The 24,806-nt window shown below is 69.7% G+C and carries 29 protein-coding genes, 1 other RNA gene and 1 pseudogene; 16 read left to right on the forward strand and 15 right to left on the reverse strand.

Annotation, left to right across the window (positions count from 1 at the left end):
* Nucleotide 1 precedes the first annotated feature (1 nt).
* Nucleotides 2–607, reverse strand: coding sequence for a beta/gamma crystallin-related protein (locus ACK4I0_RS07625; RefSeq protein ID WP_409609587.1), 606 nt, complete (start codon nt 605–607; stop codon nt 2–4).
* A 214-nt stretch (nt 608–821) separates the two neighbouring features.
* On the opposite strand from ACK4I0_RS07625, the gene ACK4I0_RS07630 reads away from it, so the two are divergent.
* Nucleotides 822–1,487, forward strand: coding sequence for a DUF1013 domain-containing protein (locus ACK4I0_RS07630; RefSeq protein ID WP_409609589.1), 666 nt, complete (start codon nt 822–824; stop codon nt 1,485–1,487).
* Between the two features lie 77 nt (nt 1,488–1,564).
* On the opposite strand, the gene ACK4I0_RS07635 is transcribed toward ACK4I0_RS07630, so the two are convergent.
* On the reverse strand, nt 1,565–1,738 hold the full coding sequence (locus ACK4I0_RS07635; protein ID WP_135063450.1) for a YdcH family protein: 174 nt from the start codon (nt 1,736–1,738) through the stop codon (nt 1,565–1,567).
* 115 nt (nt 1,739–1,853) lie between these two features.
* On the opposite strand from ACK4I0_RS07635, the gene ACK4I0_RS07640 reads away from it, so the two are divergent.
* The 3 genes from ACK4I0_RS07640 to ACK4I0_RS07650 are packed head-to-tail and all read left to right on the forward strand — an operon-like array spanning nt 1,854 to nt 3,178.
* On the forward strand, nt 1,854–2,456 hold the full coding sequence (locus ACK4I0_RS07640; RefSeq protein WP_409609591.1) for a UbiX family flavin prenyltransferase: 603 nt from the start codon (nt 1,854–1,856) through the stop codon (nt 2,454–2,456).
* A complete protein-coding gene (locus tag ACK4I0_RS07645) occupies nt 2,453–2,917 on the forward strand; it encodes a TIGR02444 family protein (protein ID WP_409609593.1) in 465 nt (154 codons plus the stop codon). Before ACK4I0_RS07640 ends, ACK4I0_RS07645 begins: the two co-directional genes overlap by 4 nt.
* 39 nt (nt 2,918–2,956) lie before the next feature.
* Nucleotides 2,957–3,178, forward strand: a complete 222-nt coding sequence (locus ACK4I0_RS07650) for a YdcH family protein (RefSeq protein WP_409609595.1) — start codon at nt 2,957–2,959, stop codon at nt 3,176–3,178.
* 6 nt (nt 3,179–3,184) lie between these two features.
* On the opposite strand, the gene ACK4I0_RS07655 is transcribed toward ACK4I0_RS07650, so the two are convergent.
* On the reverse strand, nt 3,185–3,748 hold the full coding sequence (locus ACK4I0_RS07655) for a GGDEF domain-containing protein (RefSeq protein ID WP_409609597.1): 564 nt from the start codon (nt 3,746–3,748) through the stop codon (nt 3,185–3,187).
* 123 nt (nt 3,749–3,871) lie between these two features.
* Between ACK4I0_RS07655 and purE the strand changes: the two genes are divergently transcribed.
* On the forward strand, nt 3,872–4,363 hold the full coding sequence (purE, locus tag ACK4I0_RS07660; RefSeq protein ID WP_135063458.1) for a 5-(carboxyamino)imidazole ribonucleotide mutase: 492 nt from the start codon (nt 3,872–3,874) through the stop codon (nt 4,361–4,363).
* A complete protein-coding gene (locus tag ACK4I0_RS07665; protein ID WP_409609599.1) occupies nt 4,363–5,463 on the forward strand; it encodes a 5-(carboxyamino)imidazole ribonucleotide synthase in 1,101 nt (366 codons plus the stop codon). The genes purE and ACK4I0_RS07665 overlap by 1 nt, the downstream gene beginning before the upstream one ends.
* A gap of 13 nt (nt 5,464–5,476) precedes the next feature.
* Here ACK4I0_RS07665 and gatB read toward each other — a convergent pair whose 3' ends face one another.
* The 3 genes from gatB to gatC are packed head-to-tail and all read right to left on the reverse strand — an operon-like array spanning nt 5,477 to nt 8,741.
* Nucleotides 5,477–6,970, reverse strand: coding sequence for an Asp-tRNA(Asn)/Glu-tRNA(Gln) amidotransferase subunit GatB (gene gatB / locus ACK4I0_RS07670; protein WP_409609601.1), 1,494 nt, complete (start codon nt 6,968–6,970; stop codon nt 5,477–5,479).
* Between the two features lie 2 nt (nt 6,971–6,972).
* A complete protein-coding gene (gene gatA, locus ACK4I0_RS07675) occupies nt 6,973–8,451 on the reverse strand; it encodes an Asp-tRNA(Asn)/Glu-tRNA(Gln) amidotransferase subunit GatA (RefSeq protein WP_409609603.1) in 1,479 nt (492 codons plus the stop codon).
* A 2-nt stretch (nt 8,452–8,453) separates the two neighbouring features.
* A complete protein-coding gene (gene gatC, locus ACK4I0_RS07680) occupies nt 8,454–8,741 on the reverse strand; it encodes an Asp-tRNA(Asn)/Glu-tRNA(Gln) amidotransferase subunit GatC (protein ID WP_409609605.1) in 288 nt (95 codons plus the stop codon).
* A gap of 120 nt (nt 8,742–8,861) precedes the next feature.
* On the opposite strand from gatC, the gene ruvX reads away from it, so the two are divergent.
* Genes ruvX through dprA form a run of 5 tightly spaced genes read left to right on the forward strand, consistent with a single transcriptional unit; the run spans nt 8,862 to nt 13,406 of the window.
* Nucleotides 8,862–9,326 carry a Holliday junction resolvase RuvX gene (gene ruvX, locus ACK4I0_RS07685; protein WP_409609607.1) on the forward strand — a complete coding sequence of 155 codons (465 nt, stop codon included), beginning with the start codon at nt 8,862–8,864 and terminating at the stop codon, nt 9,324–9,326.
* Nucleotides 9,327–9,375: 49 nt separating this feature from the next.
* Nucleotides 9,376–10,353 (forward strand): aspartate carbamoyltransferase catalytic subunit, encoded by a 978-nt coding sequence (locus tag ACK4I0_RS07690; protein WP_409609609.1) that lies wholly within the window; start codon nt 9,376–9,378, stop codon nt 10,351–10,353.
* Complete coding sequence (gene pyrC / locus ACK4I0_RS07695; protein WP_409609611.1) at nt 10,350–11,636, forward strand: dihydroorotase; 1,287 nt, start codon at nt 10,350–10,352, stop codon at nt 11,634–11,636. The genes ACK4I0_RS07690 and pyrC overlap by 4 nt, the downstream gene beginning before the upstream one ends.
* Before the next feature lie 55 nt (nt 11,637–11,691).
* Nucleotides 11,692–12,330: a glycerol-3-phosphate 1-O-acyltransferase PlsY gene (gene plsY, locus ACK4I0_RS07700; RefSeq protein ID WP_409609613.1), complete on the forward strand. Its 639-nt coding sequence runs from the start codon at nt 11,692–11,694 to the stop codon at nt 12,328–12,330.
* Nucleotides 12,327–13,406, forward strand: coding sequence for a DNA-processing protein DprA (gene dprA, locus ACK4I0_RS07705; protein ID WP_409609615.1), 1,080 nt, complete (start codon nt 12,327–12,329; stop codon nt 13,404–13,406). Before plsY ends, dprA begins: the two co-directional genes overlap by 4 nt.
* A gap of 2 nt (nt 13,407–13,408) precedes the next feature.
* Here the strand turns inward: dprA and ACK4I0_RS07710 are convergent, their stop codons facing one another.
* Nucleotides 13,409–13,681, reverse strand: coding sequence for a hypothetical protein (locus ACK4I0_RS07710; RefSeq protein ID WP_409609617.1), 273 nt, complete (start codon nt 13,679–13,681; stop codon nt 13,409–13,411).
* A gap of 154 nt (nt 13,682–13,835) precedes the next feature.
* Between ACK4I0_RS07710 and topA the strand changes: the two genes are divergently transcribed.
* The 5 genes from topA to ACK4I0_RS07735 all read left to right on the forward strand — a co-directional run bounded on the left by topA (nt 13,836) and on the right by ACK4I0_RS07735 (nt 19,899).
* On the forward strand, nt 13,836–16,460 hold the full coding sequence (gene topA / locus ACK4I0_RS07715; protein ID WP_409609619.1) for a type I DNA topoisomerase: 2,625 nt from the start codon (nt 13,836–13,838) through the stop codon (nt 16,458–16,460).
* Nucleotides 16,461–16,504: 44 nt separating this feature from the next.
* Nucleotides 16,505–16,999, forward strand: coding sequence for a GAF domain-containing protein (locus ACK4I0_RS07720; protein WP_409609621.1), 495 nt, complete (start codon nt 16,505–16,507; stop codon nt 16,997–16,999).
* Nucleotides 16,996–17,841: an HpcH/HpaI aldolase/citrate lyase family protein gene (locus ACK4I0_RS07725; protein WP_409609623.1), complete on the forward strand. Its 846-nt coding sequence runs from the start codon at nt 16,996–16,998 to the stop codon at nt 17,839–17,841. The genes ACK4I0_RS07720 and ACK4I0_RS07725 overlap by 4 nt, the downstream gene beginning before the upstream one ends.
* Before the next feature lie 33 nt (nt 17,842–17,874).
* An RNA gene (rnpB, locus tag ACK4I0_RS07730) (RNase P RNA component class A) lies at nt 17,875–18,255 on the forward strand.
* Nucleotides 18,256–18,498: 243 nt separating this feature from the next.
* Nucleotides 18,499–19,899, forward strand: a complete 1,401-nt coding sequence (locus tag ACK4I0_RS07735; RefSeq protein ID WP_409609625.1) for a tyrosine-type recombinase/integrase — start codon at nt 18,499–18,501, stop codon at nt 19,897–19,899.
* Between the two features lie 44 nt (nt 19,900–19,943).
* Here the strand turns inward: ACK4I0_RS07735 and ACK4I0_RS07740 are convergent, their stop codons facing one another.
* The 8 genes and pseudogenes from ACK4I0_RS07740 to ACK4I0_RS07775 all read right to left on the reverse strand — a co-directional run.
* The gene (locus ACK4I0_RS07740) at nt 19,944–20,381 is read right to left on the reverse strand and encodes a helix-turn-helix transcriptional regulator (protein WP_409609627.1); all 438 of its coding nucleotides are present in this window, start codon (nt 20,379–20,381) and stop codon (nt 19,944–19,946) included.
* A 45-nt stretch (nt 20,382–20,426) separates the two neighbouring features.
* A complete protein-coding gene (locus ACK4I0_RS07745) occupies nt 20,427–20,690 on the reverse strand; it encodes a hypothetical protein (protein ID WP_409609629.1) in 264 nt (87 codons plus the stop codon).
* A complete protein-coding gene (locus ACK4I0_RS07750) occupies nt 20,687–21,274 on the reverse strand; it encodes a lytic transglycosylase domain-containing protein (RefSeq protein WP_409609631.1) in 588 nt (195 codons plus the stop codon). The genes ACK4I0_RS07745 and ACK4I0_RS07750 overlap by 4 nt, the downstream gene beginning before the upstream one ends.
* Nucleotides 21,268–21,777, reverse strand: a complete 510-nt coding sequence (locus ACK4I0_RS07755) for a S26 family signal peptidase (protein WP_409609633.1) — start codon at nt 21,775–21,777, stop codon at nt 21,268–21,270. The genes ACK4I0_RS07750 and ACK4I0_RS07755 overlap by 7 nt, the downstream gene beginning before the upstream one ends.
* The gene (locus ACK4I0_RS07760; protein ID WP_409609635.1) at nt 21,758–22,906 is read right to left on the reverse strand and encodes a TrbI/VirB10 family protein; all 1,149 of its coding nucleotides are present in this window, start codon (nt 22,904–22,906) and stop codon (nt 21,758–21,760) included. Before ACK4I0_RS07760 ends, ACK4I0_RS07755 begins: the two co-directional genes overlap by 20 nt.
* Nucleotides 22,903–23,787 (reverse strand): TrbG/VirB9 family P-type conjugative transfer protein, encoded by an 885-nt coding sequence (locus ACK4I0_RS07765; protein WP_409609637.1) that lies wholly within the window; start codon nt 23,785–23,787, stop codon nt 22,903–22,905. The genes ACK4I0_RS07760 and ACK4I0_RS07765 overlap by 4 nt, the downstream gene beginning before the upstream one ends.
* Nucleotides 23,766–24,419, reverse strand: a complete 654-nt coding sequence (gene trbF / locus ACK4I0_RS07770; protein ID WP_409609639.1) for a conjugal transfer protein TrbF — start codon at nt 24,417–24,419, stop codon at nt 23,766–23,768. The genes ACK4I0_RS07765 and trbF overlap by 22 nt, the downstream gene beginning before the upstream one ends.
* Before the next feature lie 29 nt (nt 24,420–24,448).
* Nucleotides 24,449–24,806: pseudogene (locus ACK4I0_RS07775) on the reverse strand (P-type conjugative transfer protein TrbL); the annotation flags it as partial.

Consider the following 24,806-nt stretch of genomic DNA (forward strand, 5'->3'; position numbering starts at 1 on the left):
ATCACCAGCGACCGCCGCCCCGCGCGGGGCGCAGCGACGAGATCTTGTCGTTGAAGGCGCGATCCAGGTTGCGCACGTCGCCGGAAACGACCCGGCAATCGCCGCGGAAGCGGGCGTCGGTGCACACCTCCCAGGCGCCACCGCGCAGCTGCATCGAGCTGATGCGGTCGTTAAGACCGCTGTTGCGCAGGTCGGGGATCGCCTCGTTGAAGCTCATGGAGCGTCCGCGGAAGTTGGAGTCTTCATAGACGGTGATGCTGTTGCGTCCGCCGCCCCAGCCGGGGCCGCCCTGCCCCGGTCCGCCCCAGCCGCCGCCCGGCCCTCCGGGGCGACCGCCGCCTTCATAGTCGCCGCGAACCCGCCCGCAGACCAGCAAGCCGTTCACGTTAGCGATGTCGGCGTCGGAACACCGGTTCAGCTCGATCGAGGTGCCGCGGATCTGGCCGCGCTCATCGCGACAGTCGGCATAGAGGCGGCCCTGGTTGGTGTAGGCGCCCGAACAGCTTTGGGCGTAGCTGCCGCGCGGCGCGGCTCGCGTCTGATACTGCGGCAAAGGCGCCGCCGGCGTCATCATCATGGCCATGGCGGCCGCTGCACTGAGGAACATGGTCGATCTCCCTCTCCTGTCCCAGACGCCCAACGCGTCGTGTGAGAACAGAGTTCAACATAGCCGATGAACCGTAGCTGTATGCAGATGTCGGACGGCGTTTTCTTTTGACGGATTTCAGCCTATGATCGGCTATCGCGCCCGGCCGAAAGGTCGGGCGCCGTCGTATCCGGCGCCCCGGCGGGCCGCCAAAACCATGAACGGGATCAACCCCATGACCGACATCCTCATGCCCAAGGCCACCGCGGTGTGGATGGTGGACAACACGTCGCTGACGTTCGAGCAGATCGCCGATTTTTGCGGCCTTCATCCGCTGGAAGTGCGCGGCATCGCCGACGGCGACGTGGCCCGCGACATCCGCGGCGCCGATCCGCTGGTCAACGGCCAGCTGACCCGTGAAGAGCTGGACAAGGCTCAGGCCGATTCGACCTATCGGATGAAGGCGGTCGTCAGCCGCCACGCCGAGCTGCTGAAGTCGGCCAAGCCGGCGCCTCGCTACACCCCCGTGTCGCGCCGCCAGGACCGCCCCGACGCCATCGCCTGGTTCGTACGCAACCACCCCGAGGTGACCGACGCCCAGATCGCCAAGCTGCTGGGCACCACAAAGTCGACCATCGAGAGCGTGCGCAGCCGCACCCACTGGAACTCGGCCAACATCAAGCCGGTCGATCCGGTGACCCTGGGCTTGGTGGGTCAGTTGCAACTCGACGAAGTGGTCAGGAAAGCCGCTGACAAGAAGGCCAAGGACGACGCCAAGAACGGCGGCGCCGCCCTTCAGCCCGTCGAGGCTGAACCGGCCGAACCCGAGTTCGTGCCGGAAGCCCGCGAGCGTCGCGGCGCCGAGCCGACCGCTGAATCGGTCTTTGGACCCAAGGACTGATCGCGGCCTCACGCTCATGAAATCGGCCCCGGAGATCGCTCTCCGGGGCCGTTTCCGTTTTCAGAGGGGGGACCGGGTCAGTTCAACCTGGCCTCCAGACTGGTGATTTCCTCCTTGAGCCGCAGCTTTCGCTGCTTGAGCTCCCTGACCTGCAGCGAGTCCACGGCCGGCCGCACCATTTCCTGTCGGAGGGTTTCCTCCAGCTGGCGGTGACGATTTCCCAGTTCGCGGATACGAGCATCGATGGTCATGGCTTGCGCCTCCATGGCTAAGGGACCACACAGTGAGCGCCCGGATTGACAGGCTGTGGAATCACAAGTTGGTGACGCCGCGCCCGCTCCGGACATAAGCAGCCTGACGGTGAAAATGGCCGAGAACGTGAACGGAGCCGTACAAAACCCGCCTCGTCGGATTATTGTCGGCATTTCAGGCGCTTCCGGCGTGATCTACGGTGTGCGCACGCTGGATGCACTGCGCGAGCTCGGCGTCGAAAGCCATCTCGTCGTCTCCAAGGCCGCCCTGCTGACATTGTCGCAGGAGACGGATCTGAGCGCCGACGACCTCACCGGCCGGGCCGATGTGGTGCACCGCCTCGCCGATGTCGGCGCGACCATCGCGTCGGGCTCGTTCAAGACCCTGGGGATGATCGTCGCGCCCTGCTCGGTGCGCACCATGGGCGAGATCGCCACGGGGGTGACGACCACCCTTCTGACCCGCGCCGCCGACGTGGCCCTGAAAGAGCGTCGCCGGCTGGTGCTGATGGTGCGCGAGACGCCGCTGCACCTGGGCCACCTGCGCACCCTTACGGCGCTCGCCGAAATGGGCGCCGTCATCGCCCCGCCCCTGCCCGCCTTCTACGCCCGGCCCGATTCGATAGAGGCCATGGTCGATCAGTCGGTGGGCCGCGCCCTGGACCTGTTCGGTCTGGATTGGGCCCCCGTCACCCGCTGGTCGGGGCTAAAGGCGTGAGCCTGTGGGACTGGGCGCTCAAGGCCTATGCGGCCGACGGCGTGTCCAAAACCTGCCTGGCCCTGCAGGATGTCCACGGGCAGAACGTCTGCCTGCTGCTCTACGCCGGCTGGTGTGCATCGACAGGGCGGGCGCTGGACGAGGATGACGTGGATGCCGCGACTGACACCGCTCGGGTCTGGTCCGACACGGCGATCACGCCGCTGCGGCTGATCCGCCGCGAACTCAAGGTCCGCCGACCCGACATGGACGACAGCGCGCGCGAGGCCGTGCGCGGTCAGGTCAAGGCGGTCGAACTGGCCGCCGAGCGCCGTCTGCTGGAGGCTCTGGAGGCGCTCGCCCCTGCGCCTGCCGGATCGCCCGCCTCTCCACTGAAGGGCCTGGTGGCTGTGTCGCGGGCCTGGGGCGAGGCCTTGCCCCGCCCGGCGCTGACACAGCTCGCCGAGATGCTTCCGGCCTGACCGTGCGTCGGCTATACAGCGACGGTCCGGGGCCGACTGATGAACGACGACGATCCGATCAATGAAGCCGAAGAGGCTCTGCGCGCCCGGCTGAAGGCGCTTCAGCAGGAGCACGCCGACCTGGACGCCTCCATCGAGGCGCTGGGCCATATGCCGGTGCCGGACCAGCTGATGATCGCTCGGATGAAGCGCAAGAAGCTGACCCTGCGCGACGAAATCGTGAAGATCGAAGGGCGCATCCTGCCCGACATCATCGCCTGACGCTCGTCAGCGCCCGCGTTTCCTGACCCACATGGCGGCGTCGGCTTCGGCCAGCCAGACTTCGGGGTCGCCCTGCCCGGCATAGGCGCGAACGCCGAAGGAGCCGCCCAGCATCGCGGGCTCGCCCTGCCAGACAAACGGATCGGTCTGGAACGCCGCCTTCAGACGCTGGGCCTTATCCCGCCCCTCTTCGGCCCCGGCGTTCATCATGAGCACGGCGAACTCGTCGCCACCCATGCGGCCGACCGCATCGGATTCGCGCAGATTCTCCATCAGCATCCGCGCCACCCATACCAGAGCGGCGTCGCCCGCCGCGTGGCCCAGCCGGTCGTTGACGCCCTTGAAGCCGTCGAGATCGAGATAGAGCAGCACCGCCGGCGTCTCGTGCCGCTGGCAATAGGCCATCTGGCGCTGCAGCACGGAGACGAACCCTCGTCGGTTCAGCGCCGGGGTCAGAACGTCGTGGTCCGCCGCAGCTTCCGCCGCCTCGGCCCGCAGGCGCAGGGCCTCCACCTCGGCGCGCAGGCGCTCGAGCTCGCTCTTCAGGTCGGCTTCGGCCGTGTCGGTCAAGGCGAGGCGGGCTCCGCAGAACGCGACTCACCCCCGAGCCGCGCGCGCTGATGCTAACGCGGTTGGTTGCGGGCGCAACGCGGCTGCTGTAACCGGCCCCTTTCCCGCTGGAGGGCTGATCTCATGGCGACCTCGACCCCGCCCGTTGCCATCATCATGGGCAGCCGCTCGGACTGGCCCACGATGAAGCTGGCCGCCGATGCGCTCGACGAGATCGGCGTGGCCTGGGAGGCCCGCGTGGTCAGCGCTCACCGCACGCCTCAGCGCCTTTACGACTTCGCCACAGGCGCCAAGGCCGCCGGCTTCAAGGTCGTCATCGCCGGCGCCGGCGGGGCTGCGCACTTGCCGGGCATGGCCGCCTCCATGACCGAACTGCCCGTGCTGGGCGTGCCGGTGAAGTCTAAGGCGCTGAAGGGCCTCGATTCCCTGCTCTCCATCGTCCAGATGCCCGGCGGCGTGCCCGTCGCCACCCTGGCCATCGGCGAGGCGGGCGCGACCAACGCCGGCATCCTTGCCGCCCAGATCCTGGCCCTGTCGGACGAGGGCGTGGCCCAGCGCCTGGCCGCCTATCGCCAGGCGCGCACCGACGCCGTGGCCGAAACGGTCGAGGACTGATGCGCCGGACGCCCGCTACCCTGCCCCCCGGATCGACGCTCGGGATCGTCGGCGGCGGCCAGCTGGGCCGGATGATCAGTCAGGCCGCCTCGCGCCTGGGCTTCGATGTGGTGATCCTGGAGCCCGAGCCCGACAGCCCGGCTGGCCGCGTCTCGGCGCGGCAGATCACCGCCGCCTATGACGACCCCGACGCGCTGGGCGAGTTGGGCCGCCTCTGCCCGGTCGTGACCTTCGAGTTCGAGAACGTGCCCGCCGCCTCGCTGGAACGGCTGGCGGCCGCCGGCGCCCGCGTTGCGCCCGGCCCGCGCGCCCTGGCCGTCGCGCAGGACCGGATGGAAGAGAAGACCTTTCTGAATGGCGCCGGCGCCCCGACGGTCGATTTCGTCGCCGTCGACGATTTGTCGGACCTCCAGCATGGCCTTGAGCGCCTTGGCCTGCCCGCCGTGCTCAAGACGCGGCGCGAGGGCTATGACGGCAAGGGCCAGGCCTGGATCCGTTCGGCCGACGACATCGCCCCAGCCTTCGAGGCCATGGCTGGCCGCCCCGCCGTGCTGGAGGCCGCCGCCCCGTTCGTGCGCGAACTGTCGGTGATCGCCGCGCGTAGCGACGACGGGCGCACCGCCGTCTATCCGCTGGGCGAGAACGTCCATTCGGGCGGGGTTCTGGCCGTCACCACGGCCCCCGCCCTAGCCTCAGACGCCGTTCAGCGCCGCGCCCGCGCCATCGCCGAGGCGGTGCTTGAGGGTCTGGATTACGTCGGCGTCGTCGGCATCGAACTGTTCGACCTGTCGGCCGACGACGGCGAGGCGGTGCTGCTGGTCAACGAGATCGCCCCGCGCGTGCATAACACCGGCCACTGGACCCAGGACGGCTGCGTCTGCGACCAGTTCGAACAGCACGTCCGCGCCGTCATGGGCTGGCCCCTGGGCCCGACCGAGGCGCACGCCCGCGTCGAGATGACCAACCTTCTGGGCGATGCGGTCGAGCAATGGCGCGACCTGGCCGCCAAAGACGACGTCCGCCTGCACCTGTACGGCAAGGCCGAGGCCCGCCCCGGCCGCAAGATGGCCCATGTGAACCGCGTGCTGGGCCCGATCTGAACCTCGCTGGGGCTTACAGCCCCAGCTTGGCCTTCAGGATGTCGTTGACGGCGGCCGGATTGGCCTTGCCGCCCGTGGCCTTCATGACCTGACCCACGAACCAGCCGATGGCCTGAGGCTTCTCGGCGACGGCGGCGGCCTTGTCCGGGTTGGCGGCGATGATCTCGTCCACGGCCTTTTCGATCGCGCCGGTGTCGGTCACCTGCTTCAGGCCGTGCTTGTCGACCACCTCGGCGGGCGAGCCTTCGCCGTTCCAGACGTGATCGAACACCTCCTTGGCGATCTTGGAGGAGATGACGTTCGTCTCGATCAGCTCGACCAGCTGCGCCACATGGTCGGCCGGGACCGGGCTGTCGGCGAAGTCGCGGCCGTCGGCCGACAGGCGCGCGGACAGCTCGTTCGTCACCCAGTTGGCGACCAGCTTGGCGTCGCGGCCTTTCGCGGCGGCTTCGAAATAATCGGCCTTGGCCTGCTCCGAGATCAGCACCACCGCATCGTATTGCGACAGGCCGTATTCGCTCATCAGGCGCCTGCGCTTTTCGTCCGGCAGTTCCGGCAGATCGGCGCGGATCTCGTCGATCCAGGCCTGCTCCAGCTCAAGCGGCAGCAGGTCGGGATCCGGGAAATAGCGATAGTCGTGCGCCTCTTCCTTGGACCGCATCGACCGGGTCTCGCCCGCCGTCGGATCGTACAGGCGCGTCTCCTGATCGATCTTGCCGCCGTCCTCCAGGATCTCGATCTGGCGGCGCGCCTCATAATTGATCGCCTGAGAAATGAAGCGGAAGCTGTTGACGTTCTTGATCTCGCAGCGCGTGCCCAGGTGGCTGAAGTCGCCGGTCGCCTTGAACTTCTCGTAGCCGCCCTCGCGGCAGACCGAGACGTTCACATCGGCGCGCAGATTGCCCTTCTCCATGTCGCCGTCGCAGGCGCCCAGATAGATCAGGATGGTCCGGATCTTCTTGACGTAAGCGACCGCTTCTTCGGGGCTGCGCAGGTCGGGCTTGGAGACGATCTCCATCAGCGCCGTGCCGGCCCGGTTCAGGTCGACATAGCTTTCGGACGGCGACAGGTCGTGGATCAGCTTGCCCGCGTCCTGCTCCAGGTGCAGGCGCTCGATGCCGACGTTGAAGAAGCTGCCGTCCTCGGCCTCCACCTCGACCACGCCCTCGCCCACGATCGGGTGATACAGCTGGCTGATCTGATAGCCGGTCGGCAGGTCGGGATAGAAATAGTTCTTCCGGTCGAACTGGCTGAAGGTGTTGATCTTGGCCTTCAGGCCCAGACCGGTCTTAACCGCCTGCTCAACGCAATGCTTGTTCAGCGTCGGCAGCATGCCGGGAAAGCCGGCGTCAACCAGCGACACCTGCTCGTTCGGCCCCGCGCCGAAGCCGACGGCCGCGCCCGAGAACAGCTTGGCCTTCGACGCCACCTGGGCGTGGATCTCCAGCCCCATGACGATTTCCCAGGCGCCGGTGCGGCCTTGGATGAGTTTGGTGTTCTCGCTCATGCTCACCACCACTTGTCCGGACGCGCGGTGAAGCCCGCGGCCTGTTCCAGCGCGTCGGCGACCTGGAAGACGGTCGCCTCGTCCAGCGCCTTGCCGATGACCTGCAGACCCAGCGGCAGGCCGCCGGAGTCCACGCCCGCCGGCACCGAAATGCCCGGCAGGCCGGCCAGGTTGGCCGTCACCGTGAAGACGTCGTTCAGATACATAGTCACCGGGTCGATCTGCTTGTCGCCCAGCGCAAAGGCCGCTGACGGAGTCGAGGGCGTCAGGATGGCGTCCACCTGGCCCCAGACGTTGTCGAAGTCCTGGGCGATGCGGCGACGCACCTTCAGCGCCTTGACGTAATAGGCGTCGTAGAAGCCGGCCGACAGCACATAGGCGCCGATCGTCAGGCGCCGCTGGACCTCCTTGCCGAAGCCCTCTGCGCGGCTCGATTCATACAGGTCGGTCAGCGACTTGGCGCCCTCGGCGCGGTGGCCGAAGCGCATGCCGTCATAGCGGGCCAGGTTCGACGACGCCTCGGCCGGGGCCACGATGTAATAGGTCGGCAGGGCGTATTTGGTGTGCGGCAGGGTGATGTCGACGATCTCGGCGCCGGCGTCGCGCAGCCACTGCACCCCCTGGTCCCACAGCGCCTGAACCTCGGCCGGCATGCCGTCGACGACGTATTCGCGCGGCACCCCGATGCGCAGGCCCTTCACGCCCTTGCCCAGCGACTGCGTCCAGTCCGGCGTCTCGATGTCGAGGCTGGTCGAATCCTTCGGATCGAACGAGCACATGGAGCGCAGCAGCACCGCCGCGTCCTCGACCGTCTTGGTGATCGGCCCGGCCTGATCCAGCGATGAGGCGAAGGCCACCATGCCGAACCGGCTGGCGCGGCCATAGGTCGGCTTGATGCCCACCGTGCCGGTGAAGGCCGCAGGCTGGCGGATCGACCCGCCGGTGTCCGAGGCCGTGGCGGCCAGGCACAGATCGCCCGCGACGGCCGAGGCCGACCCGCCCGACGATCCGCCCGGCGTCAGTTCCGCGTTCGAGGCTTTGGACTTCCACGGGTTCTTCACCGCGCCGAACGCCGAGGTCTCGTTGGACGAGCCCATGGCGAACTCGTCCATGTTCAGCTTGCCCAGCATGACCGCCCCGTCGCGCCAAAGATTGGCGGTGACGGTCGATTCATACGGCGGCACGAAGCCGCGCAGCATGTTCGACCCGGCCGAGGTCTGGACGCCGTCGGTGCAGAACAGGTCCTTGATCCCCAGCGGCGCGCCTTCCAGCGCACCCGCCTCGCCGGAGGCGATCCGGGCGTCGGACACGCGCGCCATGTCCAGCGCCTTGTCCGCCGTCACCTCGACATAGGCGTTCAACGTCGGGTTTGCGGCCTCGATGTTGGACAGGAAGGCACGGGTGATCTCTTCGGACGAGAAGTCCTTGGCCTTGAGGCCGTCCACGGCCCCCTTAAGGGTCAGTTTCGTCAGGTCACTCATGACTATTCGACCACCTTGGGAACCACGAAGAAGCCGTCGGCGCTCTTGGGCGCGTTCGACAGGACGGCGTCGATCTTGCCGCCGTCGGTGACCACGTCGTCGCGCAGGCGCAGCGGCTGGCTGACGTTCGAGGTCATGGGCTCCGCGCCTTCGATATCCACCTCGTCCAACTGCTCGATCCACTGCAGGATGCCGTTCAGCTCTCCGGCCAGGGTTTCCAGCCGGTCCTCGGGGGTCTTGATGCGGGCGAGGTGCGCGACCTTGCGCACCGTCGCGGCGTCGATGGCCATGCGGCTCTCCAGACGTAACGGGGTCAAGCTCGCGGGACTAGCCGCACAGGGGCCAAATCACAAGCGACGGAGCGGCCCAAACGCTTTGACACCGGGCCTTCGGGGGCCTAGCGCCAGCCCATGCCCGTGTTCGACCTCGCCGACCTGCCCGCCGCCTGCCCGCCGAACACCCCGTGGCTGGGCCTGGACCTGGGCGAAAAGACCATCGGCGTGGCCGCCTCCGACGCCAGCCGCATGATCGCCAGTCCGCTGCAGCTGGTGCGCAAGGTCAAGTTCACCCAGGACGCCGAGGCGGTGCTGAAGCTGATGGCCGGGCGAAACGCTTCGGCTCTGGTCATCGGCCTGCCGCTAAACATGGACGGGACAGAAGGGCCGCGCGCCCAGTCCTGCCGGGCCTTTGCGCGCAACCTGGACCGCATCCGCCCCACGCCCGTCGCCTTTCAGGACGAGCGGCTATCGACCAGCGCGGTCGAGCGCTTCCTGATCGACGAGCTGGACCTGACGCGCAAGCGCCGCGCCGACGTCGTGGACCGCACCGCCGCAGCCTGGATCCTGCAAGGGGCGCTCGATCGCTTGCGCGGATAGACCGCCTTCCCTTCCCATCGGCGCGTGCGTCGCCTATAGCCGCGCTTCGATGACCCAGGCCGACGTCACCGAGATTGATCCGAACCGGCCTGCGCCGTTTCCCCGCGCCCATTTCCTGTCCGCAGCGGACTTGAACCCAGCGACGGCGACAGAGCTGCTGGATCTGGCCGACACCTACGCCACGCTGAACCGCGCAGGCGCCGCGCCGCTGGACCTGATGCGCGGGCGCACGGTGGTCAATCTCTTCTTCGAGAACTCGACCCGCACCTCGGCCTCGTTCGAGATCGCGGCCAAACGCCTGGGCGCCGAGGTCGTGACCATGCCGGTCGCCGCATCCTCGGTGAAGAAGGGCGAGACGCTGATCGACACGGCGGTGACGCTGAACGCCATGCGCCCTGACGTGCTGGTGGTGCGCCATGCCGCCTCGGGCGCCGCCGCCCTGCTGAGCCAGAAGGTCGGCTGCGCCGTCGTCAACGCCGGCGACGGGCGTCACGAACACCCGACCCAGGCCCTTCTGGATTTGCTGACCCTGCGCCGCGCCTTTGGCGACGTGACCAGCCTGACGGTGGCGATCTGCGGCGACGTGGCCCACAGCCGCGTGGCCCGCTCCAACGTCGCCCTGCTGCAGATGATGGGCGCGCGGGTCCGGCTGGTGGGGCCGCCAACCCTGATCCCCGGCGACGCTGACCGCTGGGGCTGCGAGGTCTTCCACGATATGCGCGAGGGCCTGGCCGGCTGCGACGTCGTGATGATGCTGCGCCTTCAGCTGGAGCGTATGGAGGGCGCGCTGATCCCCTCGACGCGGGAGTATTTCCGCTTCTGGGGTCTGGACCGCGAGAAGCTGACCTGGGCTGCGCCGGGCGCGAAAGTCATGCATCCCGGCCCGATGAACCGGGGCGTCGAAATCGATTCGGACGTGGCGGACGATCTGTCGGTCTCTCTGATCCAGGAGCAGGTCGAGATGGGCGTCGCCGCGCGCATGGCCGTGCTGGCGTCGCTGTCTGCGCGCACGGAGGCCGCGCAATGAAGCCGCTGGCGATCATCAACGCCCGCCTGCTGGACCCGGCCTCGGACTACGACGGCCCCGGCGCCGTGCTGGTCGCCGATGGGCGGATCGTGGAGGTCGTCCACGGCCAGGCCACGCATCGGCCCGACGAGGCCGAGATCATCGACGCGCAAGGCTTGTGCCTGGCGCCGGGCCTGATCGACATCCGCGTCACGACGGGCGAGCCGGGCGCCGAGCCCAAGGAGACGTTGAAGTCCGCCGCCCTGTCGGCCGCGGCCGGCGGCGTCACCACCATCGTCGTCCAGCCGGACGCCGAGCCGGCGGTGGACGACCCGGCGATGGTGGACTTCATCCAGCGGCGCGGCGCGGCGCTGAACCTGGTCAATGTCCGGGTCGCCGGCGCCGCCACGCAAGGCCGCGACGGCACGCGCATGGCCGAGATCGGCCTGATGGACGAGGTCGGGGCGCTGTATTTCACCGACGGCGACCGGGTCATCGCCAACACCCGCACACTGATGCGCGTGATGAGCTACGCCGCCGCCTTCAACGCCCTAATCGCCTGCCGCCCGGCCGAGCCGTGGCTGAGCGAAGGCGCCGTCGCCACCTCGGGCGAACTGGCCAGCCGTCTGGGCCTGGCAGGTCAGCCGGCCATCGCCGAACGCATCCAGCTGGAGCGCGACCTGGCCCTGGTCGAACAGACCGGCGCGCGCTTCCTGGTGGATCAGATCTCGACCGAAGGCGCGCTGGAAGTGCTGGCGCGGGCCCGCGCGCGGGGTCTCGAGGTCGCGGCCTCCGCCTCGATCAACCACCTGTGCTTCAACGAGGTGGACATCGGCGACTATCGTACCTTCTACCGGCTCGATCCGCCGCTGCGGGCCGAAAGCGATCGCCGCGCGCTCGTCGAGGCGCTGCGCGACGGGCTGGTCGACGTGATCACGTCCGCTCACACGCCCGCGCCCGCCGAAGACAAGCGCCGTCCATTCGCCGATGCCGCCGCCGGCGCGGTGGGGCTGGAGACCCTGCTTCCCGCCGCCCTGACGCTGCATCATCAGGAGGGCGTGGATCTGCTGGACGTGCTGCGGCCGCTGACCCAAGGGCCGGCGGCCCTGCTGGGGCTGGAGGCCGGCTTGCTGGAGGCCGACGCGCCGGCCGACCTGGTGCTTTTCGATCCGAACGCGCCGGTGGTGATCGACGCCGACGCCCTGCGCTCCAAGTCCAAGAACTCGCCGTTCGACGGCCGACGCCTGCAAGGGCGGGTCGAACGCACCTTTGTGGGCGGGCGCGCCGTCTTCATGCGCGACTGAACTATGCCGGGCCGACGCCTGTGCTAGGCTCCATCGAACGATTCAGGGGGACGACGTGCAGGATCTGGCGGGCGCCGCGCTCGTAACCTTCGGACTGGTGGCGGTCGCCGGCTATCTGCTGGGCTCGATCCCGTTCGGCGTGATCCTGACGCGGGCGGCCGGCACGGGCGATGTGCGCAACATCGGCTCGGGCAATATCGGCGCGACCAACGTGCTGAGGACCGGCCGCAAGGACCTGGCGCTGGCGACCCTGATACTGGATGCAGGCAAGGGGGCGGTCGCCCTGTTGCTGGCGCGCCATCTGCTGGGGTCCGAAGCGGCCGGGGCCGTGGCGGGCGGCGCGGCCTTCCTGGGCCATCTGTTTCCAATCTGGCTGGGCTTCAAGGGCGGCAAGGGCGTGGCCACCTTCTTCGGCCTGATCCTGGCCGCCGCCTGGCCGCTGGGACTGCTGGCGGCGGCGACGTGGCTGATGGTCGCCTTTCTGCTTCGCTTCTCGTCGCTGGCGGCTCTGATCGCGGCGGCGGCGACGCCGCTTTACGCCCTGCTCCCCCTGCCCGCGCTCGGCCTGCCCGCTGCGCCGCCGATCCTGCTGCTGGCGGTCTTCACCGCCGTGCTGATCTACATCCGCCACCACGAGAACATCGGGCGGCTGCTCAAGGGGCAGGAACCCCGCATCGGCGCGAAGAAGGCGTGAGCCTGACGGCCGCCGAGCGTTTCGCCCGGCTCAGGCTGGCGCGCACCGACCGCGTCGGCCCTGTCGCCTTTTCCCAACTGATTGGCCGGTTTGGCACGGCCGAGCGCGCGATAGAGGCCCTGCCCGACATGTCGCGCCGCGCCGGGCGCGAACTGACCCCGCCGCCTGTCGCCCGTGTAGAAGCCGAGCTGGCGGCCGGCGACAGACTGGGCGCGCGCCTGATCGTTCTGGGCGAGCCCGACTATCCGCCGCGCCTGACGGCCGTTGATCCGCCCCCGCCGCTGATCTGGACGCTGGGCGACGCCGCCCTGCTGTCGGGCGACTGCGTGGCCGTGGTCGGCGCCCGCATCGCCTCGGCCGGCGGCCAGCGCATCGCCCGCGGCCTGTCGCAGCAGTTGGGCGAGGCCGGCCATGTCGTCGTCTCGGGCCTGGCGCGGGGTGTGGACGCGGCCGCCCACGAGGGTTCGCTGCCGACGGGAACGGTCGCCGTCCTAGGCGGCGGGATCGACGACATCTATCCGTCCGACAACGCCGACCTTTACCGCCGCATCGCCGAGCGCGGCTGCCTGGTGTCCGAAAGCCCTGTCGGCGCCCGCGCCCAGGCCCGCGACTTCCCCCGCCGCAACCGCATCATCTCGGGCCTGTCGCGCGCCGTGATCGTGGTCGAGGCCGAATTGCGGTCAGGATCCCTGATCACCGCGCGCCTGGCCGCCGAACAGGGACGCGAGGTTCTGGCCGTGCCGGGTTCACCGCTCGATCCGCGCGCGCGCGGCCCCAATGAGCTGATCCGCCAGGGCGCGGCCCTCTGCGAAGGGGTCGAGGATGTCGAGCGCGCCCTGTCCACCCTTCGCACGCTGTGTGAACCGCCCGGCGACGGCTTCGTCGGCCCGGAAGGCGACGTGGACGACGCCCTTATCGAGCGGATCGCCGCCCTGCTGTCGCCGACGCCGACCCCGCGCGACGAACTGGCGCGAGCGGCAGGCGTAAGCGCGGCAGACGCCGCCGCAGCCCTGCTGGAGCTCAGCCTGGCGGGCCGTGCCGAGCTGCTGCCGGGCGGGCTGGTCGCTTCTGCCTAAGCTTAGCCGTGTCCCGTCTTGGGCGCCCGCTCCAAGGCGATGGGTTCGGGCCGGGGCACCGGCTGCTCGGCCAGGCGTACCGCCGCCTCGAGCACGCGCGCCAGCGCCTCGTCCCCATCCCAGCGCGCCATGCGGGCCAGTTCGGCGGACATGCTGCCCACATAGTCGCGCACCGGATAGTCGTCCGGCAGGCCGTCGATCGCGGCGCTCGACGCGACGCCTCCTGGCGAGGAGTCAGCGAGCGAGGGTTCAGCGGGCTGGGATCGACTGGCCATGTTTCGTCCAATGGATGTGCATCAGAGATAATCACAACCATACGATGCGCCGCAAGACCCTGATTGCGCAGCCCAGCGGCCTTTTCGCCCGCCTGATTGACACGACGCTCCGGGCCAACCACGTTCCGCGCCCTCTTCAGGAACGCGACACCATATGAATCTCGTCATCGTCGAGAGCCCCGCCAAGGCCAAGACCATCAACAAATACCTGGGTTCGGACTTTAAAGTCCTGGCCTCCTACGGCCATGTCCGCGACCTGCCGTCCAAGGATGGCTCGGTCCTGCCCGACGAGGATTTCGCCATGTCCTGGGAGGTCGACGCCAAGGCGTCCAAGCGTCTTAGCGAGATCGCAGAGGCGGCCAAGGGCTCGGACCGCGTCATCCTGGCCACCGACCCCGACCGCGAGGGCGAGGCGATCAGCTGGCACGTGCTGGAGATCCTGAACAAGAAGAAGGCGGTCAAGAACGCAGAGGTTCAGCGCGTCACCTTCAACGCCATCACCAAGGCCGCCGTGCTGGAGGCCATGGCCAATCCGCGCCAGATCGACATGGAGCTGGTCGAGGCTTACCTGGCCCGCCGCGCGCTGGACTATCTTGTGGGCTTCAACCTGTCGCCGGTCCTGTGGCGCAAGCTGCCGGGCGCCCGCTCGGCTGGCCGGGTCCAGTCGGTCGCCCTGCGCATCGTCGTCGATCGCGAGATGGAGATCGAGAAGTTCAAGGCCCAGGAGTACTGGTCCGTCGAAGCCGACCTCGCCGCCGACAGCCCGCCCTTTACGGCCCGACTGGTCAAGCATGAAGGCAAGCGGGTCCAGCGTCTGGACATCGTCTCCGAAGCCATGGCCACGGCCGCGCGCGAGGCCATCGCCGCCGGTGATTTCACCATCCGCTCGGTCGAGAAGAAGCCGGTCAAGCGCAGCCCCGCCCCGCCCTTCACGACCTCGACCCTTCAACAGGAAGCCGCGCGCAAGCTGGGCTTCACCGCCCAGCGCACCATGCAGGCGGCCCAGAAGCTGTACGAGGGCGTGGACGACACCGGCGGCCTGATCACCTACATGCGGACCGACGGCGTCTATGTGACGCCCGAAGGCATCGCCCAGGCCCGCGAGGTCATCAGCGGCCGCTTCGGCCCAGCCTACGTCCCGTCCGAGCCTCGCTACTACAAGACCAAGGCCAAGAACGCCCAGGAGGCCCACGAGGCCATCCGCCCGACCAACATCACCCGGGCACCCGAGACCCTGCGCCTGGATGGCGATCTGCAGCGCCTCTACGAACTGATCTGGAAGCGCATGGTCGCCTCTCAGATGGAAAGCGCGCGACTGGACCGCACCTCGGTCGACATCGAAACGCCCGACGGTCGGACCGGCCTGCGCGCCACCGGCCAGGTCGTCGCCTTCGACGGCTTCATCGCCGTCTACGAAGAAGGCCGCGACGAGAAGCAAAAGGGCGCCGAGGGCGAGGACGACGACGAGAACGCCCGCCTGCCCGCGCTCAAGGAAGGCGCCAAGGCCAAGGTGGAGGCGATCCGCACGGATCAGCACTTCACCGAACCGCCGCCGCGCTATTCGGAAGCCACCCTGGTCAAGAAGCTGGAAGAGCTGGGCATCGGCCGCCCGTCGACCTACGCCTCGATCCTGACCACCCTGCGAGACCGCGAATACGTCCGCATGGACAAGAACCGGTTCTACCCCGAGGACAAGGGCCGTCTGGTCACGGCCTTCCTGGAGCAGTTCTTCGCTCGCTGGGTCGAGTACGACTTCACCGCCGCGCTCGAGACGCGTCTGGACGAGGTTTCGGCCGGCGATCTGGACTGGAAGGTCCTGCTGCGCGAGTTTTGGACGGATTTCCACGCGGCCACCCAGGCCGCGGGCGAGTTGCGCACCACAGCGATCCTGGATCATCTGAACGATGCGCTGGGCCCGCACATCTTCCCCGACAAGGGCGACGGGACGGACCCGCGCGAATGCCCGACCTGCAAGGAAGGCCGCCTCAGCCTGAAGACCAGCCGCTTCGGCGCCTTCATCGGCTGCTCGCGCTATCCAGACTGCAAATACACCCGCCCGGTGGCCTCGCCCTCGGCCGAAGACGGCTCTGCCGACGGCGGCGACCGCGACTTGGGTCTCGACCCGGCGACCAGCCAGCCGGTGCATCTGAAGATCGGCCGCTTCGGCCCCTATGTCGAAACCACGCCGCCCGAGGCCGAGAAGCCGCGCCGCTCGTCCCTGCCCAAGGGCTGGTCGCCGGCGACAATCGATCTTGAAAAGGCCCTGCGGCTGCTCAGCCTGCCGCGCGAGGTCGGAGCTCACCCCGAGGACGGCAAGATGATCACCGCCGGGCTGGGACGCTACGGCCCGTTCATCCTGCACGCCGGCACCTACGCCAATGTGTCGGACATCGACGAGGTGTTCGACATCGGCCTGAACCGCGCCGTCGCCCTGCTGGCCGAGAAGCGCGCGGCGGGTCCGCGCGGCCGCGGCGCCTCGGCGGCGCCGCTCAAGGATCTGGGCGCTCACCCGGAAACAGGTGAGCCGGTGCACGTCATGGCCGGCCGCTTCGGTCCCTATGTCAAATCCGGCAAGATCAACGCCACCCTGCCCAAGGGCACGGCGCCCGAGGATCTGACAATGGATGCGGCCCTGCCGTTGCTGGCGGCGAAGGCCGGAGCAGCGCCCAAGAAAAAGGCCCCTGCCAAGAAGGCGGCGCCGAAGAAGGCCGCCGCCAAGGCGCCTGCTGCAAAGAAGCCGACCGCCAAGAAGGCCGCCAAGTCGAAGGCGGCGGAGTGATCTGACGATATGCCCGACGCGTCTATCGAAGCTGCGAACCGACCATGAGCTACATCGCGCGTGACGACCGCCCCGCCGACAAGGCCGAACGCTATGCCGAGGTCGAAGGGGAAATCCTGGCCGTTTTGGAAGGCGAAACCAATCGGACCGCCCGGATGGCCACAGTGGCCTCCATGCTGGCGGACGCCTTCCCGGCCTTCTTCTGGACCGGCTTCTACGCGGTCGATCCCGATCGCGCCGGTGAACTGGTCGTGGGCCCCTATCAGGGCACGCTGGGATGTCTGCGCATCCCGTTCGGTCGCGGCGTCTGCGGCGCGGCCGCCCACACCAGCCAAACACAGGTGGTCGAGGACGTTCACGCCTTTCCCGGCCATATCGCCTGCGACAGCCGCTCTGAGAGCGAGATCGTGGTCCCGGTCTTCGACGGCTCGGGCCTTCTGATCGCCGTTCTGGACATCGATGCGACCGAAAAAGCCGCCTTTGACGCGATCGACGCCGAGGCGCTGGAACGGCTGATGGGCAAGGTGTTCGGCGCATGAAGCGCCTGGCGCGCAGCGTTCTGTTCCTGCCCGCCTCCAATGGCCGGGCCATCGACAAGGCGCGCGGCCTGCGGTGCGACATCGCCGTTCTGGATCTAGAGGATGCGGTCGCGCCCGAGGCCAAGATCGAGGCTCGGCAGGCTGCGCGCGCCGCCCTTCTGGACGGCGGCTTCCGACCCCGCGTCGGCGTCCGGATCAATGGACTGGACACCCCGTGGGGCAAGGATGATCTGACCGTGCTGGGCGAGGTCGCCGACCTGATCGTCCTGCCCAAGGTCGAGAGCCCGGAAACCGTGCGCCAAGCCGCCGTCCTGGCCCCCACAGCCGCCCTGTGGGCCATGATCGAGACGCCGCGCGCCCTGCTCTCGCTCGACGCCATCGCCGGATCCGGCGGGGCGCTCGAGGCGCTGATGCTGGGCGTCAACGACCTTTCGTCCGCGCTCGGCTGCGGGTCCGACGCCAGGCGCGAGCCTTTGAAGCCGTGGTTGGCCGCGACCGTCGCGGCAGCCCGCACTTACCACCTGCTGGCCATCGACGGCGTGTTCAATCGCCTGGAGGACGCCTCGGGCCTGGACGCCGAATGCTCGCAGGGGCGCCTCTATGGCTTCGACGGCAAGAGCCTGATCCATCCCGCCCAAATCGACGCTGCAAACGCCGCCTTTGCCCCCTCGGCTGAAGAGGTGGCGCGCGCCCGAGCGATCATCGCGGCCTTCGCCGCGCCCGAGGCGGCCGGCAAGGGCGCCATCCGGTTGAACGGCGGCATGGTCGAGCGCCTGCATCTGGAGGCCGCCGAGCGCCTGATCGCCCGCCATGAAGCATGCCGCGCCGCCGATAGCGCTTGATCGCGGACGCAATCGCCGTCATCAGTCGCCGCGTCAGACGGCCGGGCGGTCGCGGCGGGGACTTGTCCTCGTCGAGGAAAGTCCGGGCTCCACGGTGAAAAGGCGGCGGATAACGTCCGCCCGGGGCGACCCGAGGGATAGCGCCACAGAAAGCAAACCGCCTCCCGTTCGCGGGGGGGAAGGGTGAAAGGGTGGGGTAAGAGCCCACCGCGGCCTCGGCAACGCGGCCGGCATGGCAAGCCCCGCCTGGAGCAAGACCGAATAGGGGCGTCGCGCGAGGTTCGCTTCGCAGGGCTCATCGCCCGAGACGCCCGGGTAGGTCGCGAGAACCGGTCAGCAATGGCCGGTCCAGAGGAATGATCGTCGCCGTCCTTAGGGACGGAACAGAACCCGGCTTACAGGCCGTCTGACACTTACCAGAACAAGCCGATCTTGGTCGGGGCGGCAGGATTCGAACCTGCGACCCTCTGCTCCCAAACCGGCCCCAAGGCCTTGTCATGTTGCTTCAAAACATTCCGATTTCGTGTTAAGTTACTGAACCTTATCGGTTTGGTCGTTTCAGCGCTTTTCACGCCATTTCAGCCAATTTCGCCGATTTGTGCCCCATATGTGCCCCAGAATTCACGGGTGGAGAGGGCTGTCTGAGGAGGGGTTGACGTGGACCAAATCCGACTGGTCGACAGGGTCGTCACATCACTGCGACCCGAGCCCGGCGAGCGTATAGAAATTCGCTGCGACAAGATACCAGGTCTCAGCTTGCGGGCCTCAGCCAAGAGCAAGATCTGGGTCTACCGGTTCCGCCGGCCCGACGGGACCCACCCTCGCCTGCGCCTGGGCCATTACGTCGCCACCGAGTACGCCATGGGGGATCCGAAGGCCCTGACCGTCTCCGGTGCCCGGCGAGCCGCTCGCCTCCTCATGACGGAAGTCGACGCCGGCCGTGATCCGGCGACCCAGCGTCAGCTGGCCAGGCTGAGCATGAAGAATGAGGCGCTGAAGACCGTAACCGACCTATCGGTCGCCTATTTCGAAGCGTGCGAGAGCGGGGAATACCGGCCGTCCCGCAAGACCAAGCGCCCCAATACGCTCAAGGCCGAACGGCACAAGTTCAAGACCTATATCCAGCCCGAAATCGGCGCCCTGCGCGTGGAGGCGGTCGATCGCCATGTGGTGAAGGCGCTGCTGCGCGGTCTGACTCGGACGGGCCGGGGCACCACGGCCAATCGGGTCCGATCCTTCATGCACGCCATGTTCCAGTGGGCGGTGTTCGAGGAGCGGCTCAACGTCAATCCCGTGTCCCTGGTCCCCAAGCCGTTCGAGGAGACGGCCCGCGAACGGGTCCTGACCGACACCGAGCTGCGCAGGCTCTGGGCCTGCCTGGAGAACCCGCACGCTTTCCGCAAGGCCGACGGCCGCGCCATCGAGGTCGGCCGCCCGGTGCGCATCGCGATCGCCCTGTGTCTTTTCACCATGCAGCGCCGCGGCGAAGTCGCGGGCATCCGGCTGGACGAACTGGACCTCGAGAACGCCCTCTGGCGCCTGCCGAGCGGCACCCGGACCAAGTCCGGGCGGGCCCACGCCGTGCCTCTGAACCGGACCGCACTGAGCCTGATCCAGGAAGCACTCGCCCTGAGGCCGGCGACGCGCCCGGGCGAGGCCGACAGTCCCTTCCTCTTTCCGAGCCCGAAGATGCCCTCCGAACCGATCGGGCCGTCCGCCCTCTCGCAGGCCATGCGCGACATCCGCGAAGGCATCGGCGTCGAGGACATCACGGTCCACGACCTGCGCCGGTCGACCGCCACCCGCCTGGCGCAGAATGGCGTGGCCCCGTTCGACATCGCCCTGTGTCTCAGCCACGCCACCCAGGCAAGTGGGGTCGCGGCGGTCACCTTTGTCTATGTGCGAGCGGACTTCCTGCCGGAGAAGACGCGGGCGATGACGGCGCTCGACCGCCTGCTGAACGGCGTCCTGGACACCGACCGGCCCAGCGCGCAGACGGCGACAGGCCGACCCGCGCCCTCCCGGCTGCGCTTCACCGCCCAGGCCGCCGGCGCCTGACCACGATCCGGGATCAGCCAGGCCGATCCCCGCCATCGGCCGCTTCAGAAACCGAAGTCGATCTGGTTCGGATGAACCGGACGCGCCCTCGGGCGTCGAGGCCGGGGCGATAACGCTTTCCCGCCCGATCCAGCCGGCTTGGATGGAGGCTGACGCAGAGGCGCGTCTGACACTGCAGCCGCTTTCGGGGGGGCGCGATCCGACGATTCCGTCACCGCGACGGGTGGCCGGGCGGATTGCGGCTTTCGACCGCGCGGGCCGGCCGGCGCCTTCATCGGCTTGCGGTTCAGGCGGCTGAGCTTCCAGGCGTCCAGCTCGCTTTCCCACCAGCCGACCCGGCCCGGCGACACCGGCACGGGCGCCGGGAAGCCCCCGGCCTGCTGCAGGCGCCAGGCCGTGCTTCGGCTGATGCCGGCGATGTCCTGCACCCTGCGCCAGGGCAGCAGGCGGTCGCCCGCGCCGCCCGGCGGCTCCGCCGTCATCGCCCCCTCCCCGCAAGGCGTGCGGGGGCGACCCGGGCCCCGGGCCTAGACACGACGGCGCGCCTGGGCGGCGGGCGGGGCCGCCGTGCGGAGTTCGCTGATCTGCGCCTGGGCCCAGTCGGTCAGGAGGGTTTTCGGGTAGAAGGGCTTGGAGCGGATATGGCGGCACGGCGGACCGCCCGAACCCACCGACCAGATCCGCGCCAGGGTCGCCGGCTTGAGCCGCACGCCGAGCGAGGCCAGGTGGGCCGAGGCCTCCTGGCGGGTCAGCAGCGTCTCCCCCGCGCCGTCTGTCAGAGGACTGGTCATCCCGCACCTCGCGGCCGGCAGTCCCGCGCGCTCGCCACCCGGCGACCCGCGCTCAGGGCCAGATAGCAGTCGATGACCGCGCGCACATACCGACGCGTTTCCGGGATATCCGGCACGCGGCCGCGGGCGGCGACGCGGGCCGGGCCCGCGTTGAAGGCAGCCAGGGCCAGCTCCAGATCCTGGAACCGCACCAGCTGTCGGGCGAGGTAGTCAGCGCCGCCGGCCAGGTTCTGCTCGACATCGAATCGATCCTCGATTCCGAGCTCCCCAGCGGTCGCGGGCATGAGCTGGGTCAGCCCCCCGGCCCCGGCGGACGAGACCGCGTCCCGTCGATAGCCGCTCTCGATCAGCACCAGGGCGTGCAGCAGCTTCTCATCCAGCCCGTGCCGCGCCGCAGCGGCCTCGATCTCCCGCATGAGGGGCTGGGACAGCGGCGCAAGGCGGACGGGCTCCGCATCCGCCGTCTCCACGACGGTCGGCGCGCCGAAAAGATCGTCGCCAGCCCGGGACCAGTCGACCGCCTGTCCCGACGCGGCGACCAGCAGGCCGAGAGAGGCCGCGACGGCCCAGTCCAGGCTCACCATGAGACTACCTCCCGATAGACGCCGCGAAGGCGGTCCGTCCTGACCGGCCCGAAATAGCGGCTGTCGAAACTCGTGGGCGTGTCGCCGGTCAGGAAGACTTCGTCGCCTTCCAGGGCGCGGCAGTCCCGCCATTGCGGCAGGGACGCGCCCCGGCGGTCCCGCTCGCTCACGGGAAGCGCCCCCGCCGGCGTCCAGACCAAGTCACCCTCCGAGCAGACCATGTCGCCAGCCCCGGCCCGCACGCGTTTCAGCAGGAGGACGTCCGGCGCGGCGCCGAGGCCGGCGAGATAGGCGGCGGCCCCGGCGGGCGGAGCGACAGCCACGATCACGCCCAAATCCGGCGCGCCGGAAGCCCGCGCATAGAGCCCGCGCGGCAGGCTCGGGCTCTCATTGATCAGGGCGAGCGCCGGCGCCTGCCCGGCCGCAAGGCCGAGGACGCCCAGGGCGAACAGGGTGACGGCGAGCGTCGACCAGCGGCTGCCGTTATCGAGCGGAGAGGCCATCGTAGGGCTCCAGGACAAGATCACGGGTGATCAGCACCCGCACCGGCGCGCCCGGGTCGAGCCGGATCACCGGCCTGACCCCGAGCTCGCGATCGACCAGCCGGCCGCCGACCTGGGCGCCCTGGATCGCCGCGGCGTCTCCGGCGTCGTTCCAGCCGCCTCCGCCTCCGCGACGGTCGCGGGCCGCCTGACCCAGGGTGGTGACGGCCGCGCCGAACAGGGTCGCGACCGCCAGGCTGCCCAGCCTCCGGTCGACGCGCCCCGGCAGGCCGGTGGCCCCCTGCCCGTCGACCGCCGCCTCGCCGTCCAGCACCAGGCTCTTGCCATTGGGCAGGATCAGGCGCTCCCAGGTCAGAAAGGCGCGATCGTCCCCATGGGCGCTCGCCCCCTCGCTCCGGCCGATCAGCCGAGTTCCCTGCGGCAGCAGAAGGTGCCGCCCCGTGACCGTGTCGAACACATTCTCGGTGACGGCGGCGACGACCGGTCCCGACCGGGACGTGTCGACCGCCGTGAGCAGCACGGCCGGCGCCAGGGTCCCGGCCTTGAGCTCATAGGGTGACACCGGCGCCTCCAGCCGCCGCGGATTGTGGGTCGCCGAGGCGGAAGTCGTCGCGGACGGCGCGGCGGCCGAACCGGCCCGCGAGACCGGCGCTTCCGCCTGCGCTGCTCCGGCCTGCGCGAAGAAAAGGCCGGCCCGCGCCGCCAGCTCGGCGGTCGAGGGGCCCGAGGGCGGCGCCGGCCGATCGGGGCGGTCGTGTTCCACTGCAGGCGACGCGGCGGGAACCGCAGCCTGCGCCGGCGGCTCGTCTTCACCGCCTGGCGAGACCATGCGCGGCGGCGGAAGCCGGTCGTAGGTGGCCGGCTGCCCCACCACGGCCTCGGCGGGCCGAACCGCTCCAGCGCCGTTCGCGTCCCGGGCGTCGATCTCGCGCATGCGCGCCTGCTGACGCAGCTCGGGCTGGACCACGAAGGCCCAGGTCAGGGCGCCCGCCACCAGCAGCGCCCCGCCGCCGACCACCAGGCGCACCGCCCCGGGCCGCAGGCGCACCGGCTGCGGGCGCGGCGCCCGCAGATCCAGCCCGGTCGGCGGCGCCTTGGGGCGTTCGTGCCGCTGCGCCTCCCCGGTCATGGCCGAGTTCCCAGGCGGTCGAGCCGAATGACCTGAGGCCGCGCGCCCCCGAGGATCAGCTCGGCCCGGTCGAACAGCCGGTCCGCTATCAGGATCGCCCCGGACTGGCGGTAGTTGATCGTCCGCCGGGCGCCGCCGGGCGCCAGGACGAACAGGGCCGGCGTCTCCAGGACCCCAAGATCCGGCGGAAAGACGATGAAGGTGCGCGCCCCGTCGTCGAACACCGCCGTCGGCGTCCAGGCCGGCGGACGGCGCGGCGGCGTGATGCGGTAGGCCGCGTTGACCGGGCCGCGCGGGACCAGGTCCGGCATCGGCGCCGGAGGTTCAGGGACATCGGCGACGGGCGTCCCGGTGGAGGCCGGCAGGTCCCACGTCACCACGGCGTCGGAGGCGGCCGGCCCGCCGCTCTGCAGCTCGACCAGATAGAGCCAGCGGTTGGTGGCCAGGACGAGATTGGTCCGCAGCCCCCGCTCCAGCGGCTTGACCAGCACATGGGCCTGGGCGGTCTCGCCCTCCCCGGACAGGACCTCGCCGATCTGCCAGCGCACGGTGTCGCCCGCCGCTTTCGACAGCAGCATTTCGCCGGGCGGCAGGGTCAGGGTCGTCACCCTGAGCGGCGCGGCGCGCACCTCATGGGCGCGACCGGGCGCCCAGGCCAGGGTCCTCCGCTCGTCTTCGACCGCCGTCGCCGCCGCAACGGGCCCCGTCGCCGGATCGGTCGCGGCCGTCGCGGCCAGGACGGGTTCGAGCGGACCGAGCGCGACCGCTTCCACCGCCCACAGCGCCTCTTCGGGCGGCTCCGCGTCCGGAGCCTGTGTCGTCGCGCATCCGGCGAGCGTCAAAGCCCCCGCCGCCGCGATCAGCTTGCATCGGGCGTCCATGACACCTCCTCGATCCTCAGCCCCAGGGGATTTCTGAACAGTTCGGCCTCGGTCCTCGGCGGCCGGACGCTGGTGGTGATCAGGGCCCGCCAGCGCTCGGTCCCGGCCGACTGGCCATTGACGAACCGGGTCTCGCGCCACTGCAGGTCGAAGCTTCGCTCCGATCGCCGCACCACGTTCAGCACCTCGACGCTCACGGCCTCCCGGCCCAGGTCGGCGAAGGGGTCGTGGTCCTGGGCCCAGCTGTTGAGGAAGCCGGCGGCCCGGGGCGTCAGCAGGTCGTAGGCGCGCAGCCAGTTCTGCCGCAGGACGACCGGGTCGGTGGACTTGGAGCGGACGTCCCGAATCCAGCCGGCGAGCGCATGGGCCGTCTGCGCCTCGGTCGGCGCATAACGCCCGTCCAGGGCGGTGATCTTCTGGGTCTGACCCCAGTCGGCCACCTCGACCACGAAGGCCCGGACCTCGGCCCGCTCGGCCTGCGCCCACCAGCCGGCGCAGAGGAAGGCGGCCAGCACCAGATTGCCGAGCGCCATCCGCCGCCAGTTGCGGGCGTGGGCCAGGGTCAGCCCCAGGCGCTCGTCCCACATCTGGCCGGCCTTCTGGTAGGGGGTCGCCTCGGGGGCGGCGCTCATCGTCCGCCGGGGCCTGAAGAAGGGATGCATCACCGGTCCTCCGCCTTGAGCCGCGGCGACAGGGCGCCGCTCGCCTCCGACGCCGGCATCAGGGACCGGCCGCTGTTGGCGATGAAGAAGGCCTGGAGCGCTCCGGACCGCCCGGCGCGGCGCAGGCCTCGCCCGCCGTCGTCGCCCGGGCTCTCGGCCGCCGCCCTGTGGAAGTCGCGCCGGGCCGCCTCGCCTTCCCGCGCGATCTGCGCGGCGGGTCTCGACCCGCCGGAGGCGACGCCGCCGGCGCCAGGCGCTCCGGCCGTCCGGCCGCTGGCGCCCGGACCGGGGCCGCTGGGCCCGTTGCTCCCCGGCCCACGCAGGGGTCCAGGCGTCGGTCCCGGCGTCGACCGGCCG

Origin of the sequence: Brevundimonas sp., assembly GCF_046295775.1 — a bacterium.
Classification (GTDB): Bacteria; Pseudomonadota; Alphaproteobacteria; order Caulobacterales; family Caulobacteraceae; genus Brevundimonas.

Bases quoted from the DNA above. Each gene is read 5' to 3' on its own strand.
- ACK4I0_RS07765 (WP_409609637.1), bottom strand. From the start codon at position 23,787: ATGGACGCCCGATGCAAGCTGATCGCGGCGGCGGGGGCTTTGACGCTC.
- ACK4I0_RS07755 (WP_409609633.1), bottom strand. From the start codon at position 21,777: ATGGCCTCTCCGCTCGATAACGGCAGCCGCTGGTCGACGCTCGCCGTC.
- ACK4I0_RS07740 (WP_409609627.1), bottom strand. From the start codon at position 20,381: ATGACGGCGGAGCCGCCGGGCGGCGCGGGCGACCGCCTGCTGCCCTGG.
- pyrC (WP_409609611.1), top strand. From the start codon at position 10,350: ATGAAGCCGCTGGCGATCATCAACGCCCGCCTGCTGGACCCGGCCTCG.
- purE (WP_135063458.1), top strand. From the start codon at position 3,872: ATGGCGACCTCGACCCCGCCCGTTGCCATCATCATGGGCAGCCGCTCG.
- ACK4I0_RS07640 (WP_409609591.1), top strand. From the start codon at position 1,854: ATGGCCGAGAACGTGAACGGAGCCGTACAAAACCCGCCTCGTCGGATT.
- ACK4I0_RS07710 (WP_409609617.1), bottom strand. From the start codon at position 13,681: ATGGCCAGTCGATCCCAGCCCGCTGAACCCTCGCTCGCTGACTCCTCG.
- trbF (WP_409609639.1), bottom strand. From the start codon at position 24,419: ATGAGCGCCGCCCCCGAGGCGACCCCCTACCAGAAGGCCGGCCAGATG.
- ACK4I0_RS07690 (WP_409609609.1), top strand. From the start codon at position 9,376: ATGACCCAGGCCGACGTCACCGAGATTGATCCGAACCGGCCTGCGCCG.
- gatC (WP_409609605.1), bottom strand. From the start codon at position 8,741: ATGGCCATCGACGCCGCGACGGTGCGCAAGGTCGCGCACCTCGCCCGC.
- gatA (WP_409609603.1), bottom strand. From the start codon at position 8,451: ATGAGTGACCTGACGAAACTGACCCTTAAGGGGGCCGTGGACGGCCTC.
- ACK4I0_RS07750 (WP_409609631.1), bottom strand. From the start codon at position 21,274: ATGGTGAGCCTGGACTGGGCCGTCGCGGCCTCTCTCGGCCTGCTGGTC.
- ACK4I0_RS07635 (WP_135063450.1), bottom strand. From the start codon at position 1,738: ATGACCATCGATGCTCGTATCCGCGAACTGGGAAATCGTCACCGCCAG.
- gatB (WP_409609601.1), bottom strand. From the start codon at position 6,970: ATGAGCGAGAACACCAAACTCATCCAAGGCCGCACCGGCGCCTGGGAA.
- ACK4I0_RS07665 (WP_409609599.1), top strand. From the start codon at position 4,363: ATGCGCCGGACGCCCGCTACCCTGCCCCCCGGATCGACGCTCGGGATC.
- ACK4I0_RS07625 (WP_409609587.1), bottom strand. From the start codon at position 607: ATGTTCCTCAGTGCAGCGGCCGCCATGGCCATGATGATGACGCCGGCG.
- ACK4I0_RS07760 (WP_409609635.1), bottom strand. From the start codon at position 22,906: ATGACCGGGGAGGCGCAGCGGCACGAACGCCCCAAGGCGCCGCCGACC.
- ruvX (WP_409609607.1), top strand. From the start codon at position 8,862: ATGCCCGTGTTCGACCTCGCCGACCTGCCCGCCGCCTGCCCGCCGAAC.
- ACK4I0_RS07630 (WP_409609589.1), top strand. From the start codon at position 822: ATGACCGACATCCTCATGCCCAAGGCCACCGCGGTGTGGATGGTGGAC.
- ACK4I0_RS07745 (WP_409609629.1), bottom strand. From the start codon at position 20,690: ATGACCAGTCCTCTGACAGACGGCGCGGGGGAGACGCTGCTGACCCGC.
- ACK4I0_RS07650 (WP_409609595.1), top strand. From the start codon at position 2,957: ATGAACGACGACGATCCGATCAATGAAGCCGAAGAGGCTCTGCGCGCC.
- topA (WP_409609619.1), top strand. From the start codon at position 13,836: ATGAATCTCGTCATCGTCGAGAGCCCCGCCAAGGCCAAGACCATCAAC.
- ACK4I0_RS07720 (WP_409609621.1), top strand. From the start codon at position 16,505: ATGAGCTACATCGCGCGTGACGACCGCCCCGCCGACAAGGCCGAACGC.
- ACK4I0_RS07725 (WP_409609623.1), top strand. From the start codon at position 16,996: ATGAAGCGCCTGGCGCGCAGCGTTCTGTTCCTGCCCGCCTCCAATGGC.